The following is a 24,973-nucleotide window of genomic DNA, read 5'->3' as shown; positions in this document are numbered from 1 at the left end:
CCCCTCATTCCTCCTCGCGCGCCTGCGCGTCGACGGCGCGGCCGAGGCCCTTCAGCGCCTCGACCACCCGGCTCATCCGGGCGCCGAGCGAGCCCTTGACCATGCAGACGTCCCCCGCGTCAACCGTCCTGCGCGCCTTCTCGGCAAGGCCGGCGCTGTCCTCGAACCACTCGCCGCGCCGCTCGCGCGTCAGCGCCTCCCACAGCGCGCGCATCCGCGGACCACAGCAGTGAACGAGATCGACGCCCGCCATCTCGGGCGCGCGCGCCAGGTCGGCGTGGTGGCGCGCCTCCTCGGGGCCCAGTTCCAGCATGTCGCCGAGAAAGGCGATCCGGCGCCCGCGCGACACGCGGCCCACCCCGTCCTCGGGCTCGGCCGCGGCAAGCACGGCGAGCGCCGCGCGCATCGAGGCGGGGTTCGCGTTGTAGCTCTCGTCGATCAGCGTCACCGCGCCATCGAGGCCGCCCGGCCCCAGCCGGATGCTCCAGCGATGCCCCCGCCCCTCGGGCGCGCCCCACTGACCCAGCGCCATGGCCGCGCGCACGATGTCGCCGCCCACGGCCTCGACCGCGGCCAGCGCGGCCAGCGCGTTGCCGGCGAAATGCACCCCCGGCGCGCCGATCTTGAAGGTCAGCGCCTGCTCGCGTGCATGCGCGCGGACCACCGTGGCACCGCCGGCGATGCGCGCCTCGTCCAGCCGGAAATCGGCCGCCGCCGCACGCCCGAAGGTGACCGGCCGCGCCGCCCTGATCTGCGCCGCGAGCCGCCCGTAATGCGCGTTGTCGAGCGGCAGGACGGCCACGCCGCCGGGCTCGATCCCGGCGAAGATCTCGGCCTTGGCGTCCGCGATCGCCTCGATCGAGCCCAGATGCTCGAGATGCACCGGCTCGACGGTCGTCACGATCGCGACATGCGGCCGGGCGAGGCGCGTGAGCGGCGTGATCTCGCCCGCATGGTTCATGCCGATCTCGATCACCGCGAAATCGGTGTCCGGCGCCATGCGCGCCAGCGTTAGCGGCACGCCCCAGTGGTTGTTGAAGCTCTTTTCGGCGGCATGCACGCGACCCTGCGCGGCCAGCATGGCGCGCAGCATCTCCTTGGTCGAGGTCTTGCCGACCGAGCCGGTGACCGCGATCACGCGCGCCCGGCTGCGCGCCCGCGCCGCCGCGCCCAGCGCCCGCAGCCCCTCTAGCGTGTCGCCCACCACCAGCAGCGGCGCATCGGGCGCGACGCCGTCGGGCACCCGGCTAACCAGCGCCGCGCCCGCGCCGCGCGTCAGCGCGTCGGCCACGAAGTCGTGCCCGTCGCGGTTCTCGCCCGTCAGCGCCACGAACAGCTCGCCCGGCACGATCGAGCGGGTGTCGATCGAGACGCCGCCGACCCCCTGCCAGCGCCCGCGTGCCTCGCCGCCTGTTGCCGCGGCGGCATCGGCGGCGGTCCAAAGATACGCGCTCACCGGCCACCCCCCAGCGCGGCCTCGGCCCCGTCGAGCGCGGCAACCGAGGCCGCCGCCTGCGCCACGTCGTCGAAGGGCAGGATGCGGCCCGCCACCTCCTGCCCCTGCTCATGCCCCTTGCCGGCGACCAGCAGGCAATCGCCCGGGCCGCGCAGCGCATCGACGCCGGCGAGGATCGCCGCCGCCCGCTCGCCGATTTCGTTGGCCTGCGGGCAGCCCGCGAGGACCGCACGCCGGATCGCCGCGGGGGGCTCGGAGCGCGGGTTGTCGTCGGTCACGATCACCTGGTCGGCATGGCGCGCGGCCGCCTCGCCCATCAGCGGGCGCTTGCCGCGGTCGCGATCGCCTCCCGCACCGAACACGACGACAAGGTTGCCCGCGCAATGCGGCCTCAGCGCCTTCAGCGCCGAGGCGAGCGCATCCGGCGTGTGCGCGTAATCGACATAGACCGAGGCGCCGTTCGCCCGCCGCGCCGAAAGCTGCATCCGCCCGCGCACGCCGCTGAGACCGGGCAGTGCCGCGAACACCGTCTGGGCATCGACGCCGGTCCCCATCGCCAGCGCCGCCGCCGTGGCCACGTTCTCGGCCTGGAAATCGCCCACCAGCCGCAGGTCCACACGGTGCTCGGCGCCCGCCCAGTGGAACACCACCGTCTGGCCACCCGCATGGAAGCGCGCGGCGCCGATCCTCAGATCCGCCCCCGCCGCGCGGCCGGTCGCGATCACCCGCTGCCCGCGCGCCTCGGCGATCCGCCGCGCCTGCGCGAAAGCCGGGTCGTCGATGTTGAGCACCGCCGCCGCCCCCTCGGGCAGTACCGCGCCGAAGAGGCGCAGCTTGGCCGCCACGTAGTCCTCGAAGCTCGCGTGGTAGTCCAGATGGTCACGGGTGATGTGCGTCAGCGCCGCCGCCGTCAGCCGCACGCCATCCAGCCGGTGCTGCGCCAGCCCGTGCGAGGACGCCTCCATCACGGCATGCGTGCAGCCCTTGTCCGCCAACCGCGCCAGCAGCGCATGCAGCGCCACGGGCTCGGGCGTGGTGTGGCTGCCCGGCTCGGCAAAGCCCTCGCCCTCGACGCCCGTGGTGCCGATGGCGGCGGCCGCCAGCCCCGCATGCGCCCAGATCTCGCGCAGGAAATGCGCGGTCGATGTCTTGCCGTTCGTCCCCGTCACCGCCGCCATCACCGCGGGCTGGCGGCCGTGGAAGGCAGCGGCGAGGCGCGACAGCCATGCGCGCGGCTCGTCGGTCAGGAACACCGGCACGGGCAGGCCGCCCAGATCGTCGCGGATCACCTCGGCGCCCGCGGGCGTCGCCACCACCGCGGCGGCGCCCTGCCGCACCGCGAACTGCCCGAAGGTGGCGCCGTCCCGCTTCACGCCCGGCACCGCGACGAAGACGAAGCCCTCGCGCACCTCGCGGCTGTCCACGGCGATGCCCGCAACCGGCGCCGCGGGGTCGGGGGCCGGCCCCGTCACGGCCAGCGCGAGAAGCCCGAGCCCCTCGAGCGTGCGCTGCGCGGTCTGATCGGCGGCGGACATCCTCTCTCCTCAGTTGCCGGCCATGGCGGCGGGGATGGCCGTGAGCTCGGCCGTCACCCGCCCGCCCCGCGGCCGCAGGCCCAGAAGCGGCGCGATCCGGCGAATGGCCTCGGCGGTCGCGGGCACGGCGGTGCGGCTCGCCTCGCGGATCGGCCGGGGTCCCGAGCGGTCCTCCGGCTCGTCGAGCGAGATGACCATCACATAGGCAGGCGCCGATGTCGGGAAAACCGCCGCGAAGGTGGCGATCACCTTGTCCTTCTCGTAGCCGCGCCCGTCCTGGCGCGGCTTGTCGGCGGTGCCGGTCTTGCCGCCGACCTCGTACCCTTCGATGTTGGTGCGCCGCCCGGTGCCGCGCAGCACCACCTCGCGCAGGATCGCCATCATCTCGCGCGACGTGCGCTCCGAGAACACGCGCTCGCCCGGCGCATTGCCGCCGCGGATCAGCGTGGGCGTGACCTTCTGCCCGCCATTCGCGAGGGTTGCCAGCGCCGCCGCGAAATGCATCGGCGACACCGACAGCCCATGCCCGAACGAGATCGTCGCCGTCGAGATGTCGGCCCAGCGCGGCGGGCGCAGCGGCTTTGCCCGGGCGGCTTCGGAAATCTCGACCGGCAGCGGGTCGAACATCCCCAGCCGGCCGAGGAAGCCGCGCATCCGCTCGCCGCCGATCTTCAGCGCCAGCCGCGTCGTGCCGGTGTTGGACGAGCGGACCACGATGTCGGTGAGGCTGAGGGTGTCGGGCATGCGGTGCATGTCGCGGATGGTGTTGCGCCCGATCGCGACCGGCGTGCCCGTCTCGATCATCGTGTCCGGCGTCGCGATGCCAAGTTCGAGCGCCATCGCCGCCGTCAGCACCTTGAATACCGAGCCAAGCTCGTAGACCCCCTGCACCGCGCGGTTGAAGCGCGGGTTCGCCGCGCCCCGCCCGTCGGATGCGAGCGGCCGCAGGTTCGGGTCGAAATCGGGGAGCGAGACCAGCGTGATCAGCTCGCCCGTCCGCACGTTCATGACGATCCCGGTCGCTCCCCTGGCGTTCAGCCGCGCGATCTCGGCCGACAGCACCTCGCGCATCGCCTGCTGCGCGCCCAGGTCGATCGACAGGGCCAGCGGCTGGCCCGCGCGCGCGGGGTCGCGCAGCCGGTCGTCGAAGAACCGCTCGATGCCGCCCGAGCCGACCAGTTCGGCGTGGCGCACGCCCTCGCTCTGGGCGCGCACGCCGCCGACGATGTGGGCCGCCGCGCGCCCTGCGGGATAGATGCGCATGTCGCGCGCGCCGAAGAACAGGCCCGGGCGGCCGAGATCCTGCACCTCAGCCTTCTGGCGCGGCGTGATCGGCCGGCGGACCCAGACGAAATCGTTCTTCGAGGTCAGGAGCCGGGCAATTTCGGCCGCGGTCATGTCCGGGAAGATCCCGGCCAGTTCCTGCGAGGTGGCGAGCGGGTCCTTCAACTCGGCGGGGTGGGCATAGAGAGACCAGGCCGGAAGGTTTGCCGCGATCAGCGCGCCGTTGCGGTCGACGATCTCGCCGCGCACGGGCTCGGCTCCGCCAAAGCTCGCAAGGCGCGGCTCCTCGGGATCGAGCAGCGCCATCGTGCCCATCCGCGCGGCGACCGCGCCGTAGCAGAGCACGAAGACCGCGACGACCAGCATCAGCCGCCAGTCGTCGCGTGGCCGGGCCGTCGCCCGGCCGGTGCGCGCGGGCGCGCCCGTCTGGCGCCGATGCGCGGGTGCGGCGAAGTCCGTCACGGCAGCGCCCCCGGCCTGCGCGGCGGGACGGGGGCCACGGGGCCGTCCGGTGCCGGCGTCTCGGCGAGCGCCGCGACAGCGGGTTCAGCGGCCATGCCGACCGCGGGCGCAGGCGCGCCTGCCTCCGCGTCGCGCGCACCCGCGCCGCCGTCGCGGCGCTCCGCCGGTGCGGCGGTTGCGTCCATGGAAGCCTGCTTCATTGCCGGCGCGGCGAGCGGCTCGCTCTCCGCCGCCGCGCCGGCCGCAAGCATCACGGGAAAGAAGGCCATGCCGCCATCGAGACGCTCGGCCGCCGCTGCGGCCGCACTCACGCCCGTGGTGACCGGCGGGGGAATGAAGGCGCCTGCGGCGGTCGCCGCGGCGAGGGCCGCGGCAACGGGGTCCATCTCGGGCGGCGGCGGGAAGGGCACGCTTGCCACGTCGCCGAAGCGATCCGGGCCGATCGGGACCAGGTGCAGGCGATCGTCGTGCATCTGGACCAGGCGCTTGAGGCGCTCGGGACGGTTGAGATAGGCCCATTCGACGCGCAGCACCTGCCGGGTCTCGTGCTGCATCGCGATCTCGGCCCGCAGGCGGTCGACCTCGCGCAGCGCGTTCTTGGTGCGATAATTGATGTCATAGGTCCAGGCCGCGATCGCGACCACCGCAAGGACCGAGAGCGCGGCGAGCAGGCGCTTCATGACCCGCGCCCCCCGAACAGGGCGGCGGCCGTAGGCGCCTCGGGCAGGCCGAGATCGCCGGGCGCGAGCGGCACCGTGGCCGCGGCCGTGCGCCGGGCCGCCCGAAGCCGCGCCGAGCGCGCGCGCGGATTGGCCGCGAGTTCCGCGGCATCCGGCTCGACCGCCTTGGCGGGGCGCTCGAAGCGCGGCGGGGCCAGCTCGCGGGCGGGCGCGTGGCGCGAGCCCTGTCCCGTGCGCCCCGAAGCGGCAGCGAGGTAGCGCTTGACGATGCGGTCCTCGAGCGAATGGAACGTCACGACCGCAAGCCGCCCGCCGGGCACCAGCGCGCGCTCGGCCGCCGCGAGCGCGCGCACAAGCTCGCCGAGTTCGTCGTTCACCGCGATCCGCAACGCCTGGAAGCTGCGGGTCGCGGCATGCGGCTGACCGGGCTTCGGGCGGGGCAGGCAGCCCGCGACGATGCCCGCGAGGCGCGCAGTCCGCTCGATCGGCGCCTCGGCACGCGCGGCGACGATGGCGCGCGCGATCCGGCGCGAGGCGCGCTCCTCTCCGAAGCCATAGAGAATGTCGGCGATTTGGCCCTCTGGCGCGCGGTTGACGATGTCCGCGGCCGTCGGGCCCTCGTCGCCCATGCGCATGTCGAGCGGGCCATCGCGCAGGTACGAGAAGCCCCGCGCCGCCTGGTCGAGCTGCATCGACGACACGCCGATGTCGAGCACCACGCCATCAAGGCCAGAAACCCCTTCCGCCGCCGCGATCGCGTCGAGCGCGCCGAAGGTCCCCTCAACCAGCGTGAGCCGCCCGCCGGTCTCGGCCATCAGGCGCTGACCGGCACGGATCGCGGTGGGGTCGCGGTCGATCGCGATCACGCGCCGGGCGCCGGCATCCAGCAGCGCCCGCGTGTAGCCGCCCGCGCCGAAGGTTCCGTCCAGGAACACGCCGCCCGCGACCGGCGCCAGCGCCTCGAGGACCGGACCGAGCAGCACCGGGACATGTGGCGGGGACATGGCGGCCGCGGCCGCGCTCATATCGGCAGCTCCGTGATGCGGTTGGCGCGAATGATGCCGCGCGCCAGCTCGCGCTGGGCCCGGCGGTGTTCGGCATGGGCAGAGGGCTCCCACATCTCGAAATACGAGCCGCCGCCGACGAAGACGCAATCGGTCGTGACACCGATCTGAAGGCGGCATTCCTCTGGGATCACGATGCGGCCGAGATCGTCGATCACGAGCGCGCGCGCCTCGCCGGTGATCATCCCGTCGATGGCGGCCTGCTTCTCGGCGTCGATGTCCATCGCGTCGAAGGTGCGGATATACGACCGAAGGCCACGCTCGGTGAAGAACATGTGCGCGCCATCGTAGCGCAGCTGCGGCACGAGGTAGATCTCGCTTGCCTCGGCCTCGCGCAGCACGCGGCGAAACTCCGCCGGGATCGAGACCCTGCCCCGGGGCTCGACCTTGTGGGGATGAGTGCCTGAAAAGACCGTCGGCATCGCCCACGCCATCCCGTTCCGACCGCGCGCCCCGGGGCGGCGATCGCCGCCCCGCCGTCATCCGGGCCGCCCCCGCGGCCCTTTCGTCATCCGGCCCGCGGACCGGATACGGCCGCGGGGCCCTGCCCTAACGCAACGGGGCGGACAGGGCCCTTGGCCACCACGTCCGCCCCGCGTCCCTCGCTCGTCAGTCGCTCTTGCCTGTCTGTCCTGCTCGTCTGACGCGCCTGCCATCCGTGGTCTTGTCGTTGCCGAAGTTCGCGGCGCCTGTTTTCCGGTCTCCCCCGCCTTCGTAAGATTTTTATAACCGCGCGCGACATCCTATACAAGGATAATTCTCCCAATTTATCCCTAAACACCCCCACTTGACCCAGAAACACGGTATAAATGCGAACATATAAAGAACAAATTGCCATATCCTCGCCTGCGGAATGGTGAAGAACGGCAAAGCGAGGATGAATCAGCCGATTCGGGAATGCAAGACACCGTTCACTGGGGGCGAATCCCGCCTTGCCGACAAGATGGGGAGGAATTGGAATCGACCGCCCGCGCAGCCAGCGCGTCCGCGATGCGGGGGAGCAGAAGAAGGATCGGTGCGGGCGATCCGTAAGCCGGGTTCTGTGCCGCACGCCCTTGGGCGCGTGGCGATGGCCATTCATCTGGGACCGCGGTCGCCCGCGGCCTCGTGCGGTCTACCCGGACGACGGGCCGGAGGCGGCCCCGGGGCGCCGAGGCCCCTGTCGTCCCTATCTGACCTTGCTCCCGGTGGGGCTTGCCGTGCCATCCCCGTTGCCGGGGATGCGGTGAGCTCTTACCTCGCCGTTTCACCCTTGCCGCGGCCGCAGCCGAGGCGGTCTGATCTCTGTGGCGCTTTCCCTGGAGTTCGGGACCGGAGCCCCTCCTCCGCCGGGCGTTACCCGGCACCGTTCCTCCGTGGAGCCCGGACTTTCCTCACCCCCGCTCGCGCGGCGGCGCGGCCATCCGATCGCCCGCATCCCTCAGGTAAGCGGGCGCGGGGCGCACGTCAATCCGCCTCGGCCTGCCCGGCGGCGGCGGCCGGCCAGCGTGCGGCCAGCCGCTCGAGATGGCGCAGCCCGGCGCGGGTCGGCGCGGCATGCGCGGCCGCCGCCGCCGGCAGGAAGCGCATGGCGAAGGCCTGCCACACCGCCAGCAATGCGGCATCCCATCCCTGCCCCGCCGCGACCGGGTAACCGAAGCGCCGCGCTTCCCGCCGGAACGCCTCGGCATCGGCGGGCAGGTTGCCGTCGGGGCCGGGCGCGGGGTCGAGCCAGATGGAAAGTCCCAGCAGCGCGAGCCGGCGCCAGTCGAACTTCTCGCCCGGATCGCGCTTGCGGCCGGGCGCGACGCAGGCGTGGCCCAGCACGCGCTCGGGCCGGATGGCGTGCCGCGCGACGATGTCGCCCAGCAGCCGCTCGAGCGCGGCCATCTGCGGCTCGGCGAAGGGCGGATAGCCGAGCTCGTGGCCGGGGTTGACGATCTCGATGCCGATCGAGTGCGAATTGACATCCGAGACGCCGCCCCAGCCGGCGACGCCAGCATGCCAGGCCCGCGCTTCCTCGGGGACCAGGGCAAGGACGCGACCGCCGAGGTCGATCGCGTAATGCGCGCTGACCTCGGCCGACGGGTCGCACAGCCGCTCGATCGCGGCGGCGCAGTCGGTCATGCCGGTGTAGTGGAGCACAACCATGTCCGGCCGCGCGCCGCCCCGCCGCGTCCCGTGATTGGGGCTGGGCCGCCACTCCGGGACGGCCGCTCCGGCGCCTGCCATCATCGTTCTCGCTCTCATCCCGCCGTGACATCGAGGTCACGCCGCCCGCGCAAAGATCGCCCCCGAATCAGGCGCGCGATTTCGCGCTTAACCCGAACCAAGCCCGATGCTAGGACGTTAGCGAGGGAAGTTCATCCTTGCGAGGTGGGGGAGACGCCGATGGCGATGCGGGGATTGGTGCCGGTCATGCTCGCCCTGGGCATGGCGGGATGCGGCGTGGTCTATACCGCGCCCCAGGTGCGCGACGGCTCGCCGCTGGGCCAGGCATCGGGGACGGACTACGATGTCGAGGTCGTCCGCCTGACCGAGGAAAGCGCCCGCGCCGCCAATCTCGTGCCCTACGTGCCCGAGCGGCTGCCGATGGCCTTCCAGCCCGGCGTAGCCGAGCGCACGCGCAACGCGGTCCGCACCTCGCTGCCCGAGAACCTGGTCCCGCCGCCCGAGCCGCAGTTCCTGCCGGAACGCCGGCCCGCCTTCATCGCCGACCGCTTCCCGCCGATCGAGGCGCCGCAACCCTACCGGATCGGCCCCGCCGACGTGGTGCTGCTGTCGGTGAACGCCTCGGCGTCGCTCAATGACCTGCCGGCGCTGATCAACGCGCAGGCCAAGCGCCAGGGCTATGTCGTGCAGGACGACGGCAGCATCGCGATTCCCGATGTCGGCCGCGTGCAGATCGGCGGCCTCACCACGCCGGACGCCGAGGCGGCGATCTTCCGCGCGCTGGTGGGCGCGGGGATCGACCCGTCCTTCTCGCTCGAGGTGGCCGAGTTCAACTCGCAACGCATCGCGGTGGGCGGCGAGGTGGCCTCGCCCCAGCTCGTGCCGATCACCCTGACGCCGCTGCACCTGCACGAGGCGATCCAGGCGGCGGGTGGGCTCAAGGTGAGCGATCCCTCGGTCGCAAAGGTCCAGCTGTTCCGCGGCAACGAGGTCTATCAGATCGCCGGCGAGCGCTTCCTGTCCGACCCCGCCGTCCGCCAGGTCGTGCTCAGGGACGGCGACAGCGTGCAGGTGATATCGGAGTTCAGCGAAACCGCCGCCCAGCTCTTCTTCGACCAGCAGCTCGCCCTGCGCCAGACGCAGATCCAGCAGACCCAGAGCGCGCTGACCATGACCAACGTCATCTCGCAGGTCCAGAGCAACGAGCTCGAGCGCCTGGCCGCCGAGCGCGCGATCTTCGAGAAGCGGCTCGAGCTGGGCGCGGCCGAGCAGCCCTATGCCTATGTCACCGGCGAGGTGCGGCGGGCACAGCGTGTGGCCCTGCCGTTCGAGCGCAAGGCGAGCCTCGCCGAGGTGATGTTCCACAAGGATGTGCAGGGCCTCGAGATCGAGACCGCCGACTTCTCCGAGATCTACGTGATCCGGGTGGCCAGCGACCCGCGCCTCGCGGGCAAGCTGGTGGCCTACCATCTCGACGCCGAGAACGCGGTCAACCTCGCCGCGGCGACCCGCCTCGAGATGCACCCCAACGATGTCGTCTTTGTCGCCGAGCAGCCGATCACCTCGTGGAACCGGGTGATCAGCCAGATCCTGCCGCAGATCTTCCTGCAGGCCGCGAACGTGGCGAACAACTGACGCGGGCCGCGGCCCCGGCGCGCGCGTCAGCCGTCGAGGGCCTCGGTCAGGAAATCGAGCCGCCCGCCGTCCAGCCGGACGGCGGTGAGGCGCTGCGAGAAATAGGCGCCAGTGTCGATGGCGATGCGGCTGTCCGCCGCCTGCGGCGCATCGACCACGTAGTGGCCGTGGACCACCCAGCGGCCATCGGCCCGGGGGCGATCGAGGAAGTCAGGCGCACCCCATATCAGCGCGCGCTCGGGCTGAAGCTCGAAGGGCAGGTCGGGATGCGCCCCGGCATGGGCGAACAGCACGTTCCCCGACTGGTGGCTGGACGCAAGGCCGCGCAGCAGGCCGAGATGGGGGCCCATCGCCTCGGTCAGCGCCGCGCGCAGGTCCCGCTCGGCCGCGTCGCCCCGGCCAGCGCCGATCGCTCCGAGGCCCCCGACCCCATAGCTGAGCAACGTCTGCAGGCCGCCGAACTGCAACCATCGGGTGGCGCTGGCGCGGCCCTCGATGAAGTCGAGCAGCATCGCCTCGTGATTGCCGCGCAGCAGGATCGGGTCGAGTTCCGCGGCCTCGTCGAGGCTCGCCACGAGGTCGAGCGCGGCGCGGCTGGAATCGCCGCGATCGATGTAGTCGCCCATCATCACCAGGGTCGCGCGCTGCCCGTCGGCGCGGCACTCGGCCAGGATCCGGGCGACCATCCGCTCGAGCAGCTCGGCCGCGCCATGAACGTCGCCGATGGCGTAGATCCGGCCGGCGACGTTGGGCACCGAGACGATCGGCGCAGGCGCCCGGCGCCCCTTCAACCTGTCGATCAGTCCGAAAACCATGCGCTCATCCGCTCAGGCCGCAGCGACAGCCACCCATCCCCTGCCCTGCGGGCGGGCGGGCGGGAAGTCAAGCCCCCCCAAGGTTCCGCGCGGCCGCAAGCTGGCCGCCACGGCGGCAATATGGGTGCAGGCGCGCGGCCCGTGCAAGCGCCCGGCTCCGAGCACGCGCCGGGCGGTCGTCCGAAGCGGCCTGGCCGCCTTCTGGTCCGGCAGGCTCACGTTTTGGACGGCAAGGTTCCGGGCGGTGATTTTTCTGTTCCTCAACGCGAACACCGCGGCGCATACTTCGCGCCGGCGGCCAGGGGGGCCGCGCAACAACGACAAGACGCTCCGGGGAGAGCACGACATGACACGTTTGACGGCAAGCTGCGCGGCGGTGATCGCGCTCGCGCTCACCATCCCGGCCGGCGCGGCCGAGATGCTCCAGGCCCTGGGCCCCGGCGAGGGGCAGGTCGATATCGTCGCCTGGCCCGGCTACATCGAGCGCGGCGAGACCGACAAGTCCTTCGACTGGGTGACGAAGTTCGAGGCGGCGACCGGCTGCAAGGTGAACGTCAAGACCGCCAACACCTCGGACGAGATGGTGGCGCTGATGAACGAAGGGGGCTTCGACCTCGTCACCGCCTCGGGCGATGCCTCGCTCAGGCTGATCGCCGGCAAGCGGGTGCAGCCCGTCAACCCCACGCTGATCCCGAGCTGGGCCACGCTCGACCCGCGGCTCGAGAGCGCGCCATGGCACACGGTGGGCGGCGTGCATTACGGCACGCCCTACATGTGGGGCCCGAACGTGCTGATGTACAACGCCAACGTGTTCCCCGAGGCGCCGACCAGCTGGAACGTCGTGTTCGAGCCGATGGACCTGCCCGACGGCAAGCCGAATGCCGGGCGCGTGCAGGCCTATGACGGCCCGATCCACATCGCAGACGCCGCGCTCTACCTGATGGCGCACAAGCCCGACCTCGGCATCACGAGCCCCTACGAGCTGAACGAGGCGCAGTATGCCGCCGCGCTCGACCTCTTGCGCCAGCAGCGCAAGCTGGTCAGCCGCTACTGGCACGACGCCTTCATCCAGATCGACGACTTCAAGAACGAGGGCGTGGTCGCCTCGGGCTCGTGGCCGTTCCAGGTCAACCTGCTGGCCTCGGAAGGCCAGCCCATCGCCTCGACCATTCCGGCCGAGGGCGCGACCGGCTGGGCCGACACCACCATGATGCATGCCGACGCGGCCCACCCCAACTGCGCCTACATGTGGATGGAGCACACGCTCAGCTCGAATCTGCAAAGCGATCTCTCGGTCTGGTTCGGCGCCAACCCCAGCGTGCCGGCCGCCTGCACCGACGGGCGCGGCATGCAGACCGCCGAGGGCTGCAAGACGAACGGGATGGAGGATTTCGAGAAGATCCGCTTCTGGACCACGCCAGTGTCGAACTGCGCGAGCCAGGGCACCTGCGTCCCCTATTACCGCTGGGTGTCGGACTATATCGGCGTGATCGGCGGGCGCTGAGACACCACGCAACCCGGGGCTTGCCGGATCCGGCGCCGGCGTCGATCTGCACAGCCCCGGGCGTGACCCGGGGCCTCCCGCAGGTGGCTCCGGCCCCTGCTCCCCGCTGCCCCGGGCCCGAACCGGGGCCTCGCGATCCCCATCGTGGCCCCGGATCACACCCGGGGCGCGCATCCCTGCCGCCCGGAGCGCCATGACCACAGCCGTCCTCTTCCGACAGGTCTCGCGCCATTTCGGCCCTGTCCGCGCCGTCGACGCGGTCGACCTCGACATTGCCGAGGGCGAGTTCTTCGGCATGCTCGGCCCCTCGGGCTCGGGCAAGACCACCTGCCTGCGCCTCATCGCCGGCTTCGAGCAGCCGAGCGCGGGCCATATCGAGATCTTCGGCGAGACTGCCGAGGGCGTGCCGCCCTACCGGCGCAACGTCAACACGGTGTTCCAGGACTACGCGCTGTTCCCGCACCTGAACGTGCTGGACAACGTCGCCTATGGGCTGATGGTGCGGAAGGTCCCGCGCGCCGAACGCCATGCCCGGGCCGAGGAGGCACTCGCGATGGTCAAGCTCGCGGGCTATGGCGCGCGCCGCCCGGCGGCGCTCTCGGGCGGGCAGCGCCAGCGCGTGGCGCTCGCGCGCGCGCTGGTGAACCGCCCCCGGGTGCTGCTGCTCGACGAGCCCTTGGGCGCGCTCGACCTCAAGCTCCGCGAGCAGATGCAGGAGGAGCTGAAGGCTCTCCAGCAAAGCCTCGGCATCACCTTCGTCTTCGTCACCCACGACCAGGGCGAGGCGCTGTCGATGGCCGACCGGGTCGCCGTGTTCAACGAGGGCCGGATCGTGCAGGTCGGCACGCCGCAGCAGATCTACGACCGGCCCCGCACCCGCTTCGTCGCCGATTTCGTGGGATCGTCGAACGTGCTGCCGCCCGCACTCACGCGCGCGCTGGGCGGCCCCGAGGCCTGGGCGAGCCTGCGGCCCGAGGCGCTGCGCCTCACCGCGCCCGGTGCGGGACGGGTCTCCGGCACGGTCGCCGGGCTGCGTTATCTGGGAGCCGCCACCCGCATCGGCGTGGCGGTCGAGGGGGCGACGCTCGCGGCGCTGCTGCCCGCGGGGCGCCCCGCCCCCACGCCGGGCGAGGCGGTGGGGCTCGACTGGGACCCGGCCGCCCTCCACCCGATGGAGGCTGGCTGATGGCCGCGCCCGCAGCCCTCGCCGCCCCCCGCCCGGGCCTCGCCGCCCGCACCGCCGACGCGCTGTGGCGCCGTCCGGGCCTCACCCTGTTCCTGATGCTGACGCCGCCGATGCTGTGGCTCGGCATCGTCTATCTCGGCTCGCTGTTCGCGCTCCTCCTGCAAAGCTTCTTCTCGATCGACGAGTTCTCGGGCCTGATCGTGCGAGAGCTCACGCTCAAGACCTATGGCGAGCTGCTGCGCCCGGCGAATTTCGACATCATCATCCGCACCGTGACGATGGCCGCCGCCGTGACGGTCGCGGCCGCGATCCTCGCCTTTCCGATCGCCTATTTCGCGGCGCGCTATGCGCGGGGACGGTGGAAGGCGCTGTTCTATCTGGGCGTGATGCTGCCGCTCTGGTCGAGCTATCTGGTCAAGGTCTATGCTTGGAAACTGATCCTCGCGAAGGAGGGGATCCTCACCTACATCCTCGACGGGCTGGGGCTGATGCCGGTGCTGGAGCTGCTGCTTTCCGTCCCGGTGATCGGGGGCACTTCGCTGTCGGTGAGCTACATCGGCACCTTCCTAGTGTTCCTCTATGTCTGGCTGCCCTTCATGATCCTGCCGATGCAGGCGGCGCTCGAGCGTGTCCCCGCCTCGCTCATCGAGGCCTCGGGCGACCTCGGCGCCACGCCCGGCCAAGCGCTTGCCACCGTGATCCTGCCGCTGGCGCTGCCCGGCGTGGTGGCGGGCTCGATCTTCACCTTCTCGCTCACGCTGGGCGACTACATCATCCCGCAGATCGTGGGCTCGTCGCGGCTGTTCATCGGGCAGGCGGTCTATGCCCATCAGGGCACGGCGGGGAACATCCCGCTGGCCGCGGCCTTTACCGTGGTGCCGATCGTCATCATGGGCGTCTACCTGTGGATGGCAAAGCGTCAGGGGGCCTTCGATGCGCTCTGACGGACGCCGCGCGCCTCTTGGCCTCACGCTCGCGGCGGCGGGGGGGCTTGCGTTCCTGCACCTGCCGATCCTGCTGATCTTCCTCTATGCCTTCACCACCGAGGACAAGAGCTACCAGTTCCCGCCGCCGGGCCTGACGCTGAAATGGTTTGCCGTCGCCTGGGGTCGGCCGGACGTCTGGGCGGCGCTGGGGCTCTCGCTCAAGGTCGCGGCGGTCTCGACCGCGATCGCGCTGGTGCTCGGCACGCTCTGCGCGGCGGCCGTGTCGCGCTCGCGCTTCTTCGGGCGCGAGACGGTGTCCCTGCTGGTCATCCTGCCGATCGCGCTGCCGGGCATCATCACCGGCATCGCGCTGAGGTCCGCCTTCTCGATCGCCGAGATCCCGTTCTCGACCTGGACCATCATCCTGGGCCACGCGACCTTTTGCGTCGTCGTGGTCTACAACAACGCGGTCGCGCGCTTCCGGCGGCTCTCGGGCTCGCTGATCGAGGCGTCGATGGACCTTGGCGCCGACGGGTTCCAGACCTTCCGTCACGTTGTCCTGCCCAATATCGGCAGCGCGCTGCTTGCCGGGGGAATGCTCGCCTTCGCGCTCAGTTTCGACGAGGTGATCGTGACGACCTTCACCGCCGGGCAGCAGCAGACCCTGCCGATCTGGATGCTGGAGGAGCTGGTGCGCCCGCGCCAGCGCCCGGTCACCAACGTGGTGGCGGTGGCGGTGGTGCTGGTGACCTTCCTGCCAATCCTCGCGGCCTACTACCTCACCCGCGACGGCGAGCATGTAGCGGGTCAGGGCAAGTAGGCCCCGCCCGGTTTGCATCGGCGGCGCAAAACCCTAAACTCAGTCCGAGCAGCGCGCCCGAGCCCCGGCCCGTCAAGTCCGGTAGGGTCCATGGCTCGCGCGCCCCGAACGCCCCGCAGGGAGCCCGTCATCGCCCGCACCCGCCCCGATCCCGCCGCCCTGATCCCCTCCGCCGAAGCCGCCGCGATTGTCGCGGGCACGCATCGCGCGCCCTTCGCACTGCTCGGGCTGCATGCCGTCGATGACAGCTTCGTGCTGCGCGCCTACCTGCCCGGCGCCGAGACCGTCGAGGCGATCACCCCCGACGGCACTCCCATTGCGACCCTCGCACCCGGCCCTTCGGCAGGCGTCTTTGCCGCCCATCTCGCGGCCCCGCCCGCCGACTGGCGCCTGCGTGCGCGGCGCGGGCCCGACACATGGATCGAGGATCCGCCCCACCGCTTCCCGCCGACTTTGGGCGAGCAGGACCTGCATTTCATCGGGGAAGGCACGCATCTGCGGCTCTGGACCTCGCTCGGCGCCCGCACGATTTCCCATCTGGGGGTGCAGGGAACCGCCTTCGCCGTCTGGGCGCCCAATGCGGGGCGCGTCTCGGTGGTGGGCGATTTCAACGGCTGGGACGGGCGGCGCCATGTCATGCGGCACCTCGGCGCGAGCGGAGTGTGGGAGATCTTCCTGCCCGGCGTCGAGGCGGGCATGCGCTACATGTTCGAGATCCTCGACACCGACGGACGGCTCCTTCCGCTCAAATCCGACCCCGTGGGCTTCGGGGCCGAACTGCGTCCCGCCACGGCATCGGTGGTGCGCGACCTGCGCGGGTATGACTGGCGCGACGGCGAATGGATGGCCGCCCGCGCGGCGCGCGCCGACGTGGCCGCGCCCGTGTCGATCTACGAGGTCCACGCCGCCTCGTGGCGCCGCGCGCCGGGAACGGGCTTCGCCGACTGGGAGAGCCTCGCCACCGAGCTCGTGCCCTATGCGATCGGCATGGGCTTCAGCCATCTCGAACTGATGCCGATCTCGGAGCACCCCTTCGACGGCTCGTGGGGCTACCAGCCGGTCGGTCTCTACGCCCCGACCGCGCGGCATGGCGACGTGGCGGGGTTCCGCCGCTTTGTCGAAGCCTGCCACGACGCGGGGCTCGGCCTCATCCTCGACTGGGTGCCGGGGCACTTCCCGGCCGACCCGCACGGCCTCGCGCGCTTCGACGGCACCCACCTCTACGAGCATGCCGACCCGCGCGAGGGCTTCCACCCCGATTGGAACACGCTGATCTACAATTATGGCCGGCGCGAGGTCGCGAATTTCCTCATCGCCAACGCGCTCTACTGGCTCGAGGCGCACCATGTCGACGGCCTGCGCGTCGACGCCGTGGCCTCGATGCTCTACCGCGACTATTCGCGCGCTGCGGGCCAATGGGTCCCCAACATCCATGGCGGGCGCGAGAACCTCGAGGCCATCGACTTCCTGCGCTGTGTGAACGCGACCGTCGCCGCGCGTGTGCCCGGCGCGCTCACCATCGCCGAGGAATCGACCGCCTGGCCCGGCGTCACCGCCCCCGAGGCCGAGGGCGGCCTCGGCTTCGGCTACAAGTGGAACATGGGCTGGATGAACGACACGCTGGCCTACATGGCCGAGGACCCGGTGCATCGCCGATGGCACCACGACCGGATGACCTTCGGCCTGCACTACGCCTTCTCCGAGCGCTTCATCCTGCCGCTCAGCCATGACGAGGTGGTGCATGGCAAGGGCTCGATCCTCGGCCGCATGCCGGGCGACCGCTGGCAGAAATTCGCGAACCTGCGGGCCTATTACGGCTTCATGTGGGGACACCCGGGCAAGAAGCTCCTGTTCATGGGCTCGGAGTTCGGGCAGGCGGCCGAGTGGGACCACGACGCGGGCCTCGACTGGGGCGCGCTCTCGGACCCGCTGCATGCCGGCGCGCGGCGGCTGGTGGCCGACCTCAACCGGCTCTACCGCGCCGCGCCCGCGCTGCACCAGCGCGACGCGCGGGCCGACGGCTTCCAGTGGATCGACGGGGCGGCGTCCGAGCAATCCGTCCTCGCCTGGCTCAGATACGGCGAGCCCGGAACGCCGCCGGTCGCGGTCGTCGCGAACCTCACCCCCGTGCCGCGCGAGAACTGGCGGATCGGCCTGCCGCGGCCCGGCCACTGGGCCGAGCGTCTCAACACCGACGCCCGCGACTATGGCGGGGCGGGGCTCGGCAACATGGGCGCGGTCGAGGCGCTGGCCGAGCCCTCGCATGGCCTGCCCTGCTCGGCCAGCCTCACCCTGCCGCCGCTTGCCACGCTGATCCTCGAGCATGTGCCGGGCTAGGGCGTCCGCGCCATGCTCGCCCGTTCGATCAGTTCGAAGCCGGGATCGACCCGGAGCCGCGCCGGCCTGCGGCCATCGAGTCGATCCAGCAGCATCCCGATCGCCTCGAAGCCCATGCGGTAGCGCGCGATCCGCATGCTGGTGATGGCCGGCACCGCCGCCGCCATCATCTCGAGATCGTTGAAGGCGACGATTTCCATCCGCCCCGGCACCGCGATGCCGCGCGCCATGCACTCGAACAGCACGCCCAGCGCAAGGTCGTCATTGGCGCAGAAGATCGCGTCCGTCGCGGGGTCCGCCGCCAGCACCGCTGCCGCAAGCTCGCGCCCAAGCGTCACGCTCGACGGTGCCTCGGTGGCGATGTCGCGCGCGCCCGCACAGAGCCCTGCGGCCTCCAGCGCCGCACGGCACCCCTCGCGCATGCGCAGCATCCGCGGGTCCATCCGCGCGCCGACGAAGCCGATGCGGCGATAGCCCCGGGCGATCAGGTGCCGGGCCACCGCCTGCCACGCCGCGCGATGCGAGGTGCCGATCAGCATGTCGATCGCCCGCGCCCCATGCCATGATCCGCATCACCCGGAAGCCCGCGCACTTGAGGAACGCCTGCGGCGCCGCCGACTGCTCGAACCCCGTCAGCAGCATCGCCGCCGGGCGCTGGCCGGCAAAGAGCTGCACCAGCCGGTCCTCCTCCTCGACCGCATAGCGCGTGTTGCCGATCTGGACCTTGTAGCCCGAGCCCTCGTTGCGATCGTAGACGCCCTGGATCACCTCGGCATGGACGCTGCTCGTGAGGCTGGGAAGGATCACGCCCACGACGTTCGACCGGCCCGAGGCCAGCCCCTGCACCTGCGGGTAGGGCAGATCGTTGAGCGCCCGGATCGCGGACTCGATGCGCGCGCGGAGGGCGTCCGGGACCTGCTCGGGCCGGCGGATCGCGCGCGATCTGTTCGACGCGATGCGGCTGATGGGCGGGCGCCTGAGGGGCGCAGTGGCGGTGCGGGCGATCATCCTCGCCGCGCTAAGCGGCATCATCGGGGGCGAGGTCGTGCTGCTTGGGCAAATCGCTCTGCCACAGATGCTGCGGCAGGGCCATGACCGGCGGCCCGCAATCAGTATCATCTGCGCGGGCGGCCCGCCCGGCACCATGGTTCCACCCTCGGTCGTGCCGATCATCTATGGGCTGACGGCGAGTGTCCCGATGGGCGACCTGTTCACCGGGGCCTTCCTCCCCGGCCTCATGCTGGCAGGCTTCCATGTCGCCGATGCGCTGATCCACCGCCGGCTCGACCCCTCGGCCGCGACCGAGCCCGACAGCCCCCCTGCGAACGCCGAGGTGATCCGCCCCTTCTCGGCACGGCTCAGGCAGGGTAGAGGCTGCCGGGTGCTCACCGGCAACCTGTTCGACGCTGAGATCATGAAGATCGCGACCATCACGCCCGAATTCCGCGCGCGCCATCTCTGGGACCCCGCCAGCCGCGAGGCCTTCGAGGGCCGCGCCGGCGTTTTCGATGGGCCCGGGGAGTTCCATGAACGGATCGATGACCCCGCGCTCGCCGTCGATGCGGGCGTGATCCTTGTCATGCGCGGCACCGGCCGCATCGGCCATCCCGGCGCGGCCGAGGTGGCGGACATGCGTGCGCCCGACCACCTGCTGCGGCAGGGCGGGAGTGAGCGTCCCAGCAGCGGCAACCGGCGCCCGGCGGGCAGCACCGGCTTGTCCTGGATCCTAAACGCCTCGCCCGAGGCGGCGGCGGACGGGGGGCTTGCGCTGCTCTGCACCGGCGACCGGCTGCGGGTCGGTCTGGACCGCGGCCGGGTCGATGCGCTGGTCCTCGAGACCGAGTGGGCGGCCCGGCGCACCGCGCTGGAGGACGCCGGCGGCTTCTACTTCCCGCCCTCGCAGACCCCGTGGCAGGAGATGCAGCGCGGGTGCGTCGACCAGCTCGCGCAGGGCATGGTGCTCAAGCCCGCCGTCGCCTGCCAGCGCATCGCGGCCAAGGTGCCGCCGCGCAACAATCACTGATCGATGGGCGCCCTCATCGGCATCGACTGGGGCACCACCCGCCTGCGCGGCTACCTGATCGACCGCGCGGGCGGGGTGGTCGAGGCGCGCGAGGCGCCGCACGGCCTGCGCGCCCTGCCGCCGGGCGGCTTTCCCGCCGCGCTCGCGGCGCTCAGCGCCGGCTGGCCCGAGCGGCTGCCGGTGTTGATGGCGGGGATGGTTGGCGCCCGCACCGGCTGGCGCGAGGCGTCCTATCTGGACGGCACGGCCGGGGGCGTGACGGCGGACGACCTTGCCCGCGCGCTCGCGCCGGTGGACGCGCCCGGCCGCCTCCTTATCGTGCCGGGCGTGCGGATTGACCGCGACGGCACGCCCGACGTGATGCGCGGCGAGGAGACACAGGCCGTGGGCGCGGGGCTCGACCGGGTGCGCGTGCTGCTGATGCCCGGCAGCCATTCGAAATGGCTGCGCGTGGGCGCGGGTCGCATCGGCGGGCTTCGCACGGCAATGACGGGCGAGGTCTTCGCCGCGCTCGCCGCGCATACGATCCTTGCCGACACCATTGCGGGCGAGGACGGCGACATGGCGGGCTTCGACGATGGGCTCGCCGCCGCCCTGCGCCTCGCCCGGCCCGGCGCGCTTCTCGACGCGCTTTTCTCGATCCGGGCGCGCGTGCTCTGCGGAACGCTCGACGCCGGCGCGGCGCGCGGCTTCCTGTCCGGCCTGCTGATCGGCGCCGAGGTGGCATCCGCGCCGGAGCACGGCCCCGTCGAGATCGTGGCCACGCCCGCACTCGCCCGCCATTATGCCCTCGCCCTCGCAACCCCGGGCCGCGACGCGACCATCGCGCCCGGGGATTGCGCCGCGCGGGGCCTATGGACCATCGCCCGCGCCGCGGGCCTCGTGACAGGAGACGACCGATGCTGACCCTCGACGCCGCAATCGACCAGATGCCGCTCCTCGCCATCCTGCGCGGCATCACGCCGCCCGAGGCCGAACCCGTGGGCCGCGCCCTGGTCGAGGCCGGGATCGTGATCCTCGAAGTCCCGCTCAACTCGCCCGAGCCCTATGGCAGCATCCGCCGCCTCGCCCGCGCCTTCGGCGACCGGGCGCTGGTCGGCGCCGGCACCGTGCTGCGGCCCGAGGAGGCCGCGCGCGTGGCCGACGCGGGCGGGCGCCTCGTCGTCTCGCCCAACTTCAACGCCGAGGTGGTGGCGGCGACGCGGCGCGCGGGGCTGATCTCGGTGCCGGGGGTGTTCACGCCCAGCGAGGCCTTCGCCGCCCTCGATGCGGGCGCGGACGCGCTCAAGCTGTTCCCCGGCGACGCGATCTCGCCCAAGGTGGTGGGAGCGTTGCGCGCGGTGCTGCCCGCGGCCTGCCGGCTGGTCGTCACGGGCGGCGTGGGCGCGGCGAACCTCGCGGCCTTCCTCGCGGCGGGGGTGGACGGCGTGGGCATCGGCTCGGCGCTCTACAAGCCCGGCCGCCCGGCGGGCGAGGTGGCCGAGGAAGCCCGCAGCCTCGTCGAGGCCGCGCGAGGGCCGCAGGCCCGCGGATGAGCGCGCCCGCGATCCCCTGCCTCGGCGAGCCGCCGGCCGGGCTCGACCCTCCGGGTGGCGGCCAATAGCTCGAGGGGTTGGGGGCCGACGCCTCGAACGTCGCCATCGCTGCGGCCCGGCCTGGCACGACCAGCGGCATCGCCAGCCGCGTCGGTTCCGGAGGTTTCGCCGAGGGGCTGATGGCGCTCTGGGCGCGCGAAGGCGTCAACGCTGCGGCCGTCGCGCGTGATCCCGAGCGCCGACCAGGCTATTTACCGCAGCTCGGGCCCGCGCAGGGCACGCGTCCGCGTACTGCCGCGCGCACTTGGAGCGGCGGGCAAACACGGCTCACGCGGTCCGGATGAGCCGAGATGGGTCGCGCCCCAACCTGCCCCGCATCAGAAACGGTCCTTGCGGCGACGGATCTCGGCGAAGGCCTCGGCGTCCGACGCGCTCGCCATCCCGAGCGCGGCCTTCACCTCGGGCAGGCCCGCGCGCAGGAAGGGGTTCGTCTCCAGCTCCTCGGCCAGCGTGACCGGCACGATCGGCTCGTCTGCCGCGTCGGCCTCGCGGATGCGCTCGATGCGTGCCTTGAGCGCCGCGTTCCCGGGCTCGATGGTCAGGGCGAAGCGCCCGTTCGCGGCCCCGTAATTGTGCCCCGAATAGATCCGCGTCTCGCCCGGCAGCGCCATGAGCTTGCCGAGCGACGCCCACATCATCGGCATCGTGCCCTCGAACACCCGCCCGCAGCCCAGCGCCATCAGGCTGTCGGCGGTGAAGGCCGCGGGCACCTCGTCGATCACATAGGCGACATGCCCGATGGTGTGCCCCGACACGTCGATCACCCGCGCGACCGTCTTCCCGAGCGTCACGGTCTCGCCCTCGGAAAGCTCGCGATCGAGCCGCGGCAGCCGCGCCCGGTCGGCCGCGTTGCCCACCACCGTCGCGCCATGGCGCTCGCGCAGCCGTTCGACCGCTTCGGTATGATCGCCGTGATGATGGGTGATCCAGATCTGGTCGAGCCCCCAGCCCCGATCGGCCAGCGCCTTCTCGATCGGGTCGGCGTCCGGCGCGTCGACCAGCGCGACCTGCCCGCTCGCCGTGTCGCGGATCAGGTAGGCATAATTGTCGGCGCGGCAGGGGACGGTGACGATCTCGACAGGCATTGCACAGCTCCTCGGCTTGCTTCAGGCTCGGGGCCGCAACACTAGCCCGTTGGCCGGCCAGCGCAACGCCGGCCGCACATGCAGCGCCACCACCGCCGGAGCCATGCATCTCGACGTCGTCGACCTGCGCAAGTTCTACCACAGTACGCCGCTCGGGCGGATGGTGCAGCGCGGCCTGCGCGACCGGCTCGCGACGCTGTGGCCCGACACGCGCGGCATGACGGTGGTGGGCTTCGGCTTCGCGGCGCCATTCCTGCGGCCGTTCGTCGAGCGCTCGGGGCGGGTGCTGTGCCTGATGCCCGCGCAACAGGGCGTCTGCCCCTGGCCGGACGAGGGGCCGAACCACGCAGCCCTGATCGAGGAGACGCTCTGGCCGCTGCCGAACGGCTTCGTCGACCGCCTCGTCGTGGTGCACGGGCTCGAGACTTGCGAGCGGCCGCAGGCGCTGCTCGAGGAGATCTGGCGGGTGCTCGCCCCGGGGGGGCGCGCGGTGTTCATCGTGCCGAACCGCGCCGGGCTGTGGGCGCGGCGGGACGTGACGCCCTTCGGCTATGGCCGCCCCTATTCGGTCAGCCAGCTCGAGCGCACGCTGGCCCAGCACCGCTTCGCCGCCGAGAGCCATGGCGGGGCGCTGTTCCACCCGCCCTCGCACCGGCGCTTTTGGCTGCGGCTGGCACCGGCGATGGAGCGGATCGGCTCGCGCCTCGATGCCGAGCGCCTCGCGGGCGTCGTGATGGTCGAGGCGACGAAGCTCGTCTACATCCCCCCGACCAGCGGCGCGAAGGAAACCGCGCGCCGGCCGCTGCGCGTGCTCGAGGGGCTGGCGCCGCCACGTCCCAAGCCCGCCGCGGGGCGGAGCGTGGCCTCCCGGCCGGCCCCGTGACCTTCGGCCGAAACGTTACGCGCGCCCGGAAGGTCCGGGCGCGCGCGGCGATGTCGTTGCAGGCCTTGACTCGCTTCAGGCTCGAGCGGACCCGCCGCGGCGGCGCAGACCCCCCTGCGCCGCCCGGGCGGCGCGGCTCACTCCTCCACGAACAGGTTGCGCCATGCACGCTGGAGGATGTCCTGCGTGAATTGGGGCGGAATCCCACGGTAGGTGCACATCGCGATCGTCTGGTCGCACAGGAAGCGGGGATGGAAGGCGTGATACCCCGCGCCATCGTGCTTGCCGTAGAGCTCGCTCATGATGAAGCCCAGCGTCTGCTCGTCGAGCTCGAGCCCCGAGCGCCGTGCCGTGCGGGCGAAGATCCGAACGAAGGTGGCCTCGTCCGGCTGGCCCACGAAGATCTTGTAGCGGATGCGGCGCAGCGCGGCGTCGTCGACCAGCGTCTTGGGCGTGAGGTTCGTCGAGAACACCACGAGGCTGTCGAAGGGCACCTCGAACTTGCGCCCGGTCTGCAGCGCGAGATAGTCGACGCGGGCCTCGAGCGGGACGATCAGACGGTTCATGATCGCCTGCGGCGTCTCGCGCTGGCGGCCGAAATCGTCCACGACGAACACGCCGCCCGCGGCCTTGAGCTGCATCGGCGCCTCGTAGACGCGGCTCACGGGGTTGTAGCTGAGATCGAGCATGTCGACCGTGAGCTCGCCACCCGCGGTGATCGAGGGCCGCTTGCAGGGGATGTAGCGGGGGTCGAACCCGATATGCCGGCGCAGCCCGGCCCCGCCGTCGGCCTCGGCCTCGGCGCCGGTCGGCGTATGCACCGTCGGGTCGTAGATGGTGATGACCTGCTTTTCCACCAGGATCGCGTGCGGCACGTAAATGTGGTCGCGGTAGGCCTCGCAGACCGCGAGGGCGATCGACGACTTGCCGTTCCCCGGCGGGCCGTAGAGCAGTACGGCCGAGAACGAGTTCACCGCCGGGCCGACCTCCTCCATCATCGCGTCGGTCAGCGTCAGATGCGCGAAGACCTGGCGCAGCATGGCCTCGGACAGGCGCTCGTTGCGGATCGACTGGGCGCGGATCTGCGCGTTGTACTGCTCGACCGGCACCGGCGCGGGGCCGACCCACTCACTCTGGGTCAGGGCATCGAGCGCCCATTCACGGCCCTTCGACGTCATCGCGTAGCGCATCTCGGCCGTCACGGCGGCGCCGAGCTGGCCCAGCGTGTCGATGAGCTTGGTTTCCTTGGCGGTCTCAATCAGGCCCTCGACGACGTTCACGGGCAGGCACATGGCCCGTGCGATCTCGCTCGCGCGCTCGAGGCCGCGGCGGTAGATCGTCTTCATCATCAACTCGACGAGAAACCCCTCGGGCAGACCCGTATCGGCCAGAGTCTGCGGTGCACGCGGCGCGGGAATGACCTTGACGGCGGCGCCATGCTCGAAATTCAACGCAAGATTCATCGGCGGACCCTACCCCTTCTGGTTCGGACGCGCCGCCGGGTGACCGGGTCAGGGACCCGCGCCTCGTGA

Annotated in this window: 22 protein-coding genes and 1 other RNA gene; 11 read left to right on the top strand and 12 right to left on the bottom strand. The window is 71.9% G+C overall.

Annotated elements, in window-relative coordinates; genetic code table 11:
• Positions 1-4: 4 nt before the first annotated feature.
• The 8 genes from M1105_RS12705 to M1105_RS12670 all read right to left on the bottom strand — a co-directional run bounded on the left by M1105_RS12705 (position 5) and on the right by M1105_RS12670 (position 8,692).
• Complete coding sequence (locus M1105_RS12705; protein WP_249580739.1) at positions 5-1,456, bottom strand: UDP-N-acetylmuramoylalanyl-D-glutamyl-2,6-diaminopimelate--D-alanyl-D-alanine ligase; 1,452 nt, start codon at positions 1,454-1,456, stop codon at positions 5-7.
• A complete protein-coding gene (locus tag M1105_RS12700; protein ID WP_249580738.1) occupies positions 1,453-2,991 on the bottom strand; it encodes a UDP-N-acetylmuramoyl-L-alanyl-D-glutamate--2,6-diaminopimelate ligase in 1,539 nt (512 codons plus the stop codon). Before M1105_RS12700 ends, M1105_RS12705 begins: the two co-directional genes overlap by 4 nt.
• 9 nt (positions 2,992-3,000) lie before the next feature.
• Positions 3,001-4,737, bottom strand: a complete 1,737-nt coding sequence (locus M1105_RS12695) for a peptidoglycan D,D-transpeptidase FtsI family protein (RefSeq protein ID WP_249580737.1) — start codon at positions 4,735-4,737, stop codon at positions 3,001-3,003.
• Positions 4,734-5,417: a cell division protein FtsL gene (gene ftsL, locus M1105_RS12690; protein ID WP_249580736.1), complete on the bottom strand. Its 684-nt coding sequence runs from the start codon at positions 5,415-5,417 to the stop codon at positions 4,734-4,736. The genes M1105_RS12695 and ftsL overlap by 4 nt, the downstream gene beginning before the upstream one ends.
• Positions 5,414-6,442, bottom strand: coding sequence for a 16S rRNA (cytosine(1402)-N(4))-methyltransferase RsmH (rsmH, locus tag M1105_RS12685; RefSeq protein ID WP_249580735.1), 1,029 nt, complete (start codon positions 6,440-6,442; stop codon positions 5,414-5,416). Before rsmH ends, ftsL begins: the two co-directional genes overlap by 4 nt.
• Positions 6,439-6,903 carry a division/cell wall cluster transcriptional repressor MraZ gene (locus M1105_RS12680; RefSeq protein ID WP_249580734.1) on the bottom strand — a complete coding sequence of 155 codons (465 nt, stop codon included), beginning with the start codon at positions 6,901-6,903 and terminating at the stop codon, positions 6,439-6,441. The genes rsmH and M1105_RS12680 overlap by 4 nt, the downstream gene beginning before the upstream one ends.
• 591 nt (positions 6,904-7,494) lie before the next feature.
• Positions 7,495-7,896, bottom strand: an RNA gene (gene rnpB, locus M1105_RS12675) — RNase P RNA component class A.
• Positions 7,897-7,927: 31 nt separating this feature from the next.
• On the bottom strand, positions 7,928-8,692 hold the full coding sequence (locus M1105_RS12670; RefSeq protein WP_249580733.1) for an N-acetylmuramoyl-L-alanine amidase: 765 nt from the start codon (positions 8,690-8,692) through the stop codon (positions 7,928-7,930).
• Between the two features lie 159 nt (positions 8,693-8,851).
• Here M1105_RS12670 and M1105_RS12665 point away from each other — a divergent pair, with 159 nt between their 5' ends.
• Positions 8,852-10,267 carry a polysaccharide biosynthesis/export family protein gene (locus M1105_RS12665; RefSeq protein WP_249580732.1) on the top strand — a complete coding sequence of 472 codons (1,416 nt, stop codon included), beginning with the start codon at positions 8,852-8,854 and terminating at the stop codon, positions 10,265-10,267.
• Between the two features lie 26 nt (positions 10,268-10,293).
• Here M1105_RS12665 and M1105_RS12660 read toward each other — a convergent pair whose 3' ends face one another.
• On the bottom strand, positions 10,294-11,082 hold the full coding sequence (locus M1105_RS12660) for a metallophosphoesterase (RefSeq protein ID WP_249580731.1): 789 nt from the start codon (positions 11,080-11,082) through the stop codon (positions 10,294-10,296).
• Between the two features lie 346 nt (positions 11,083-11,428).
• On the opposite strand from M1105_RS12660, the gene M1105_RS12655 reads away from it, so the two are divergent.
• The 5 genes from M1105_RS12655 to glgB all read left to right on the top strand — a co-directional run bounded on the left by M1105_RS12655 (position 11,429) and on the right by glgB (position 17,855).
• Entirely contained in the window at positions 11,429-12,586 is a 1,158-nt protein-coding gene (locus M1105_RS12655; RefSeq protein ID WP_249580730.1) for an ABC transporter substrate-binding protein, read from the top strand.
• A gap of 193 nt (positions 12,587-12,779) precedes the next feature.
• Positions 12,780-13,772 carry an ABC transporter ATP-binding protein gene (locus M1105_RS12650; protein ID WP_249580729.1) on the top strand — a complete coding sequence of 331 codons (993 nt, stop codon included), beginning with the start codon at positions 12,780-12,782 and terminating at the stop codon, positions 13,770-13,772.
• Complete coding sequence (locus tag M1105_RS12645; RefSeq protein WP_249580728.1) at positions 13,772-14,716, top strand: ABC transporter permease; 945 nt, start codon at positions 13,772-13,774, stop codon at positions 14,714-14,716. Before M1105_RS12650 ends, M1105_RS12645 begins: the two co-directional genes overlap by 1 nt.
• On the top strand, positions 14,706-15,518 hold the full coding sequence (locus tag M1105_RS12640; RefSeq protein WP_249580727.1) for an ABC transporter permease: 813 nt from the start codon (positions 14,706-14,708) through the stop codon (positions 15,516-15,518). Before M1105_RS12645 ends, M1105_RS12640 begins: the two co-directional genes overlap by 11 nt.
• A 90-nt stretch (positions 15,519-15,608) precedes the next feature.
• Positions 15,609-17,855: a 1,4-alpha-glucan branching protein GlgB gene (gene glgB, locus M1105_RS12635; protein WP_249580726.1), complete on the top strand. Its 2,247-nt coding sequence runs from the start codon at positions 15,609-15,611 to the stop codon at positions 17,853-17,855.
• On the opposite strand, the gene M1105_RS12630 is transcribed toward glgB, so the two are convergent.
• The gene (locus tag M1105_RS12630; RefSeq protein ID WP_249580725.1) at positions 17,852-18,394 is read right to left on the bottom strand and encodes a substrate-binding domain-containing protein; all 543 of its coding nucleotides are present in this window, start codon (positions 18,392-18,394) and stop codon (positions 17,852-17,854) included. The genes glgB and M1105_RS12630 overlap by 4 nt on opposite strands.
• A gap of 350 nt (positions 18,395-18,744) precedes the next feature.
• Here M1105_RS12630 and M1105_RS12625 point away from each other — a divergent pair, with 350 nt between their 5' ends.
• The 4 genes from M1105_RS12625 to M1105_RS20965 all read left to right on the top strand — a co-directional run bounded on the left by M1105_RS12625 (position 18,745) and on the right by M1105_RS20965 (position 21,757).
• Positions 18,745-19,878 (top strand): TRAP transporter large permease subunit, encoded by a 1,134-nt coding sequence (locus M1105_RS12625; protein ID WP_249580724.1) that lies wholly within the window; start codon positions 18,745-18,747, stop codon positions 19,876-19,878.
• Positions 19,879-19,881: 3 nt separating this feature from the next.
• Positions 19,882-20,784, top strand: a complete 903-nt coding sequence (locus M1105_RS12620) for a 2-dehydro-3-deoxygalactonokinase (RefSeq protein WP_249580723.1) — start codon at positions 19,882-19,884, stop codon at positions 20,782-20,784.
• Entirely contained in the window at positions 20,778-21,413 is a 636-nt protein-coding gene (locus tag M1105_RS12615; RefSeq protein WP_249580722.1) for a 2-dehydro-3-deoxy-6-phosphogalactonate aldolase, read from the top strand. Before M1105_RS12620 ends, M1105_RS12615 begins: the two co-directional genes overlap by 7 nt.
• A gap of 77 nt (positions 21,414-21,490) precedes the next feature.
• Entirely contained in the window at positions 21,491-21,757 is a 267-nt protein-coding gene (locus M1105_RS20965; RefSeq protein ID WP_406600620.1) for a PfkB family carbohydrate kinase, read from the top strand.
• A gap of 33 nt (positions 21,758-21,790) precedes the next feature.
• Here the strand turns inward: M1105_RS20965 and gloB are convergent, their stop codons facing one another.
• Positions 21,791-22,558, bottom strand: a complete 768-nt coding sequence (gloB, locus tag M1105_RS12610) for a hydroxyacylglutathione hydrolase (protein ID WP_249580721.1) — start codon at positions 22,556-22,558, stop codon at positions 21,791-21,793.
• A gap of 103 nt (positions 22,559-22,661) precedes the next feature.
• Here gloB and M1105_RS12605 point away from each other — a divergent pair, with 103 nt between their 5' ends.
• Positions 22,662-23,441: a class I SAM-dependent methyltransferase gene (locus M1105_RS12605; RefSeq protein ID WP_249580720.1), complete on the top strand. Its 780-nt coding sequence runs from the start codon at positions 22,662-22,664 to the stop codon at positions 23,439-23,441.
• Between the two features lie 137 nt (positions 23,442-23,578).
• Here M1105_RS12605 and M1105_RS12600 read toward each other — a convergent pair whose 3' ends face one another.
• Positions 23,579-24,904 (bottom strand): ATPase, encoded by a 1,326-nt coding sequence (locus tag M1105_RS12600; protein ID WP_249580719.1) that lies wholly within the window; start codon positions 24,902-24,904, stop codon positions 23,579-23,581.
• Positions 24,905-24,973: the final 69 nt, after the last annotated feature.

Origin of the sequence: Thermohalobaculum sediminis (assembly GCF_023487995.1) — a bacterium.
Classification (GTDB): domain Bacteria; phylum Pseudomonadota; class Alphaproteobacteria; order Rhodobacterales; family Rhodobacteraceae; genus Thermohalobaculum; species Thermohalobaculum sediminis.
Note: the sequence above shows the minus strand (reverse complement) of the source record. Positions and strands in the feature narration are given on the sequence as shown.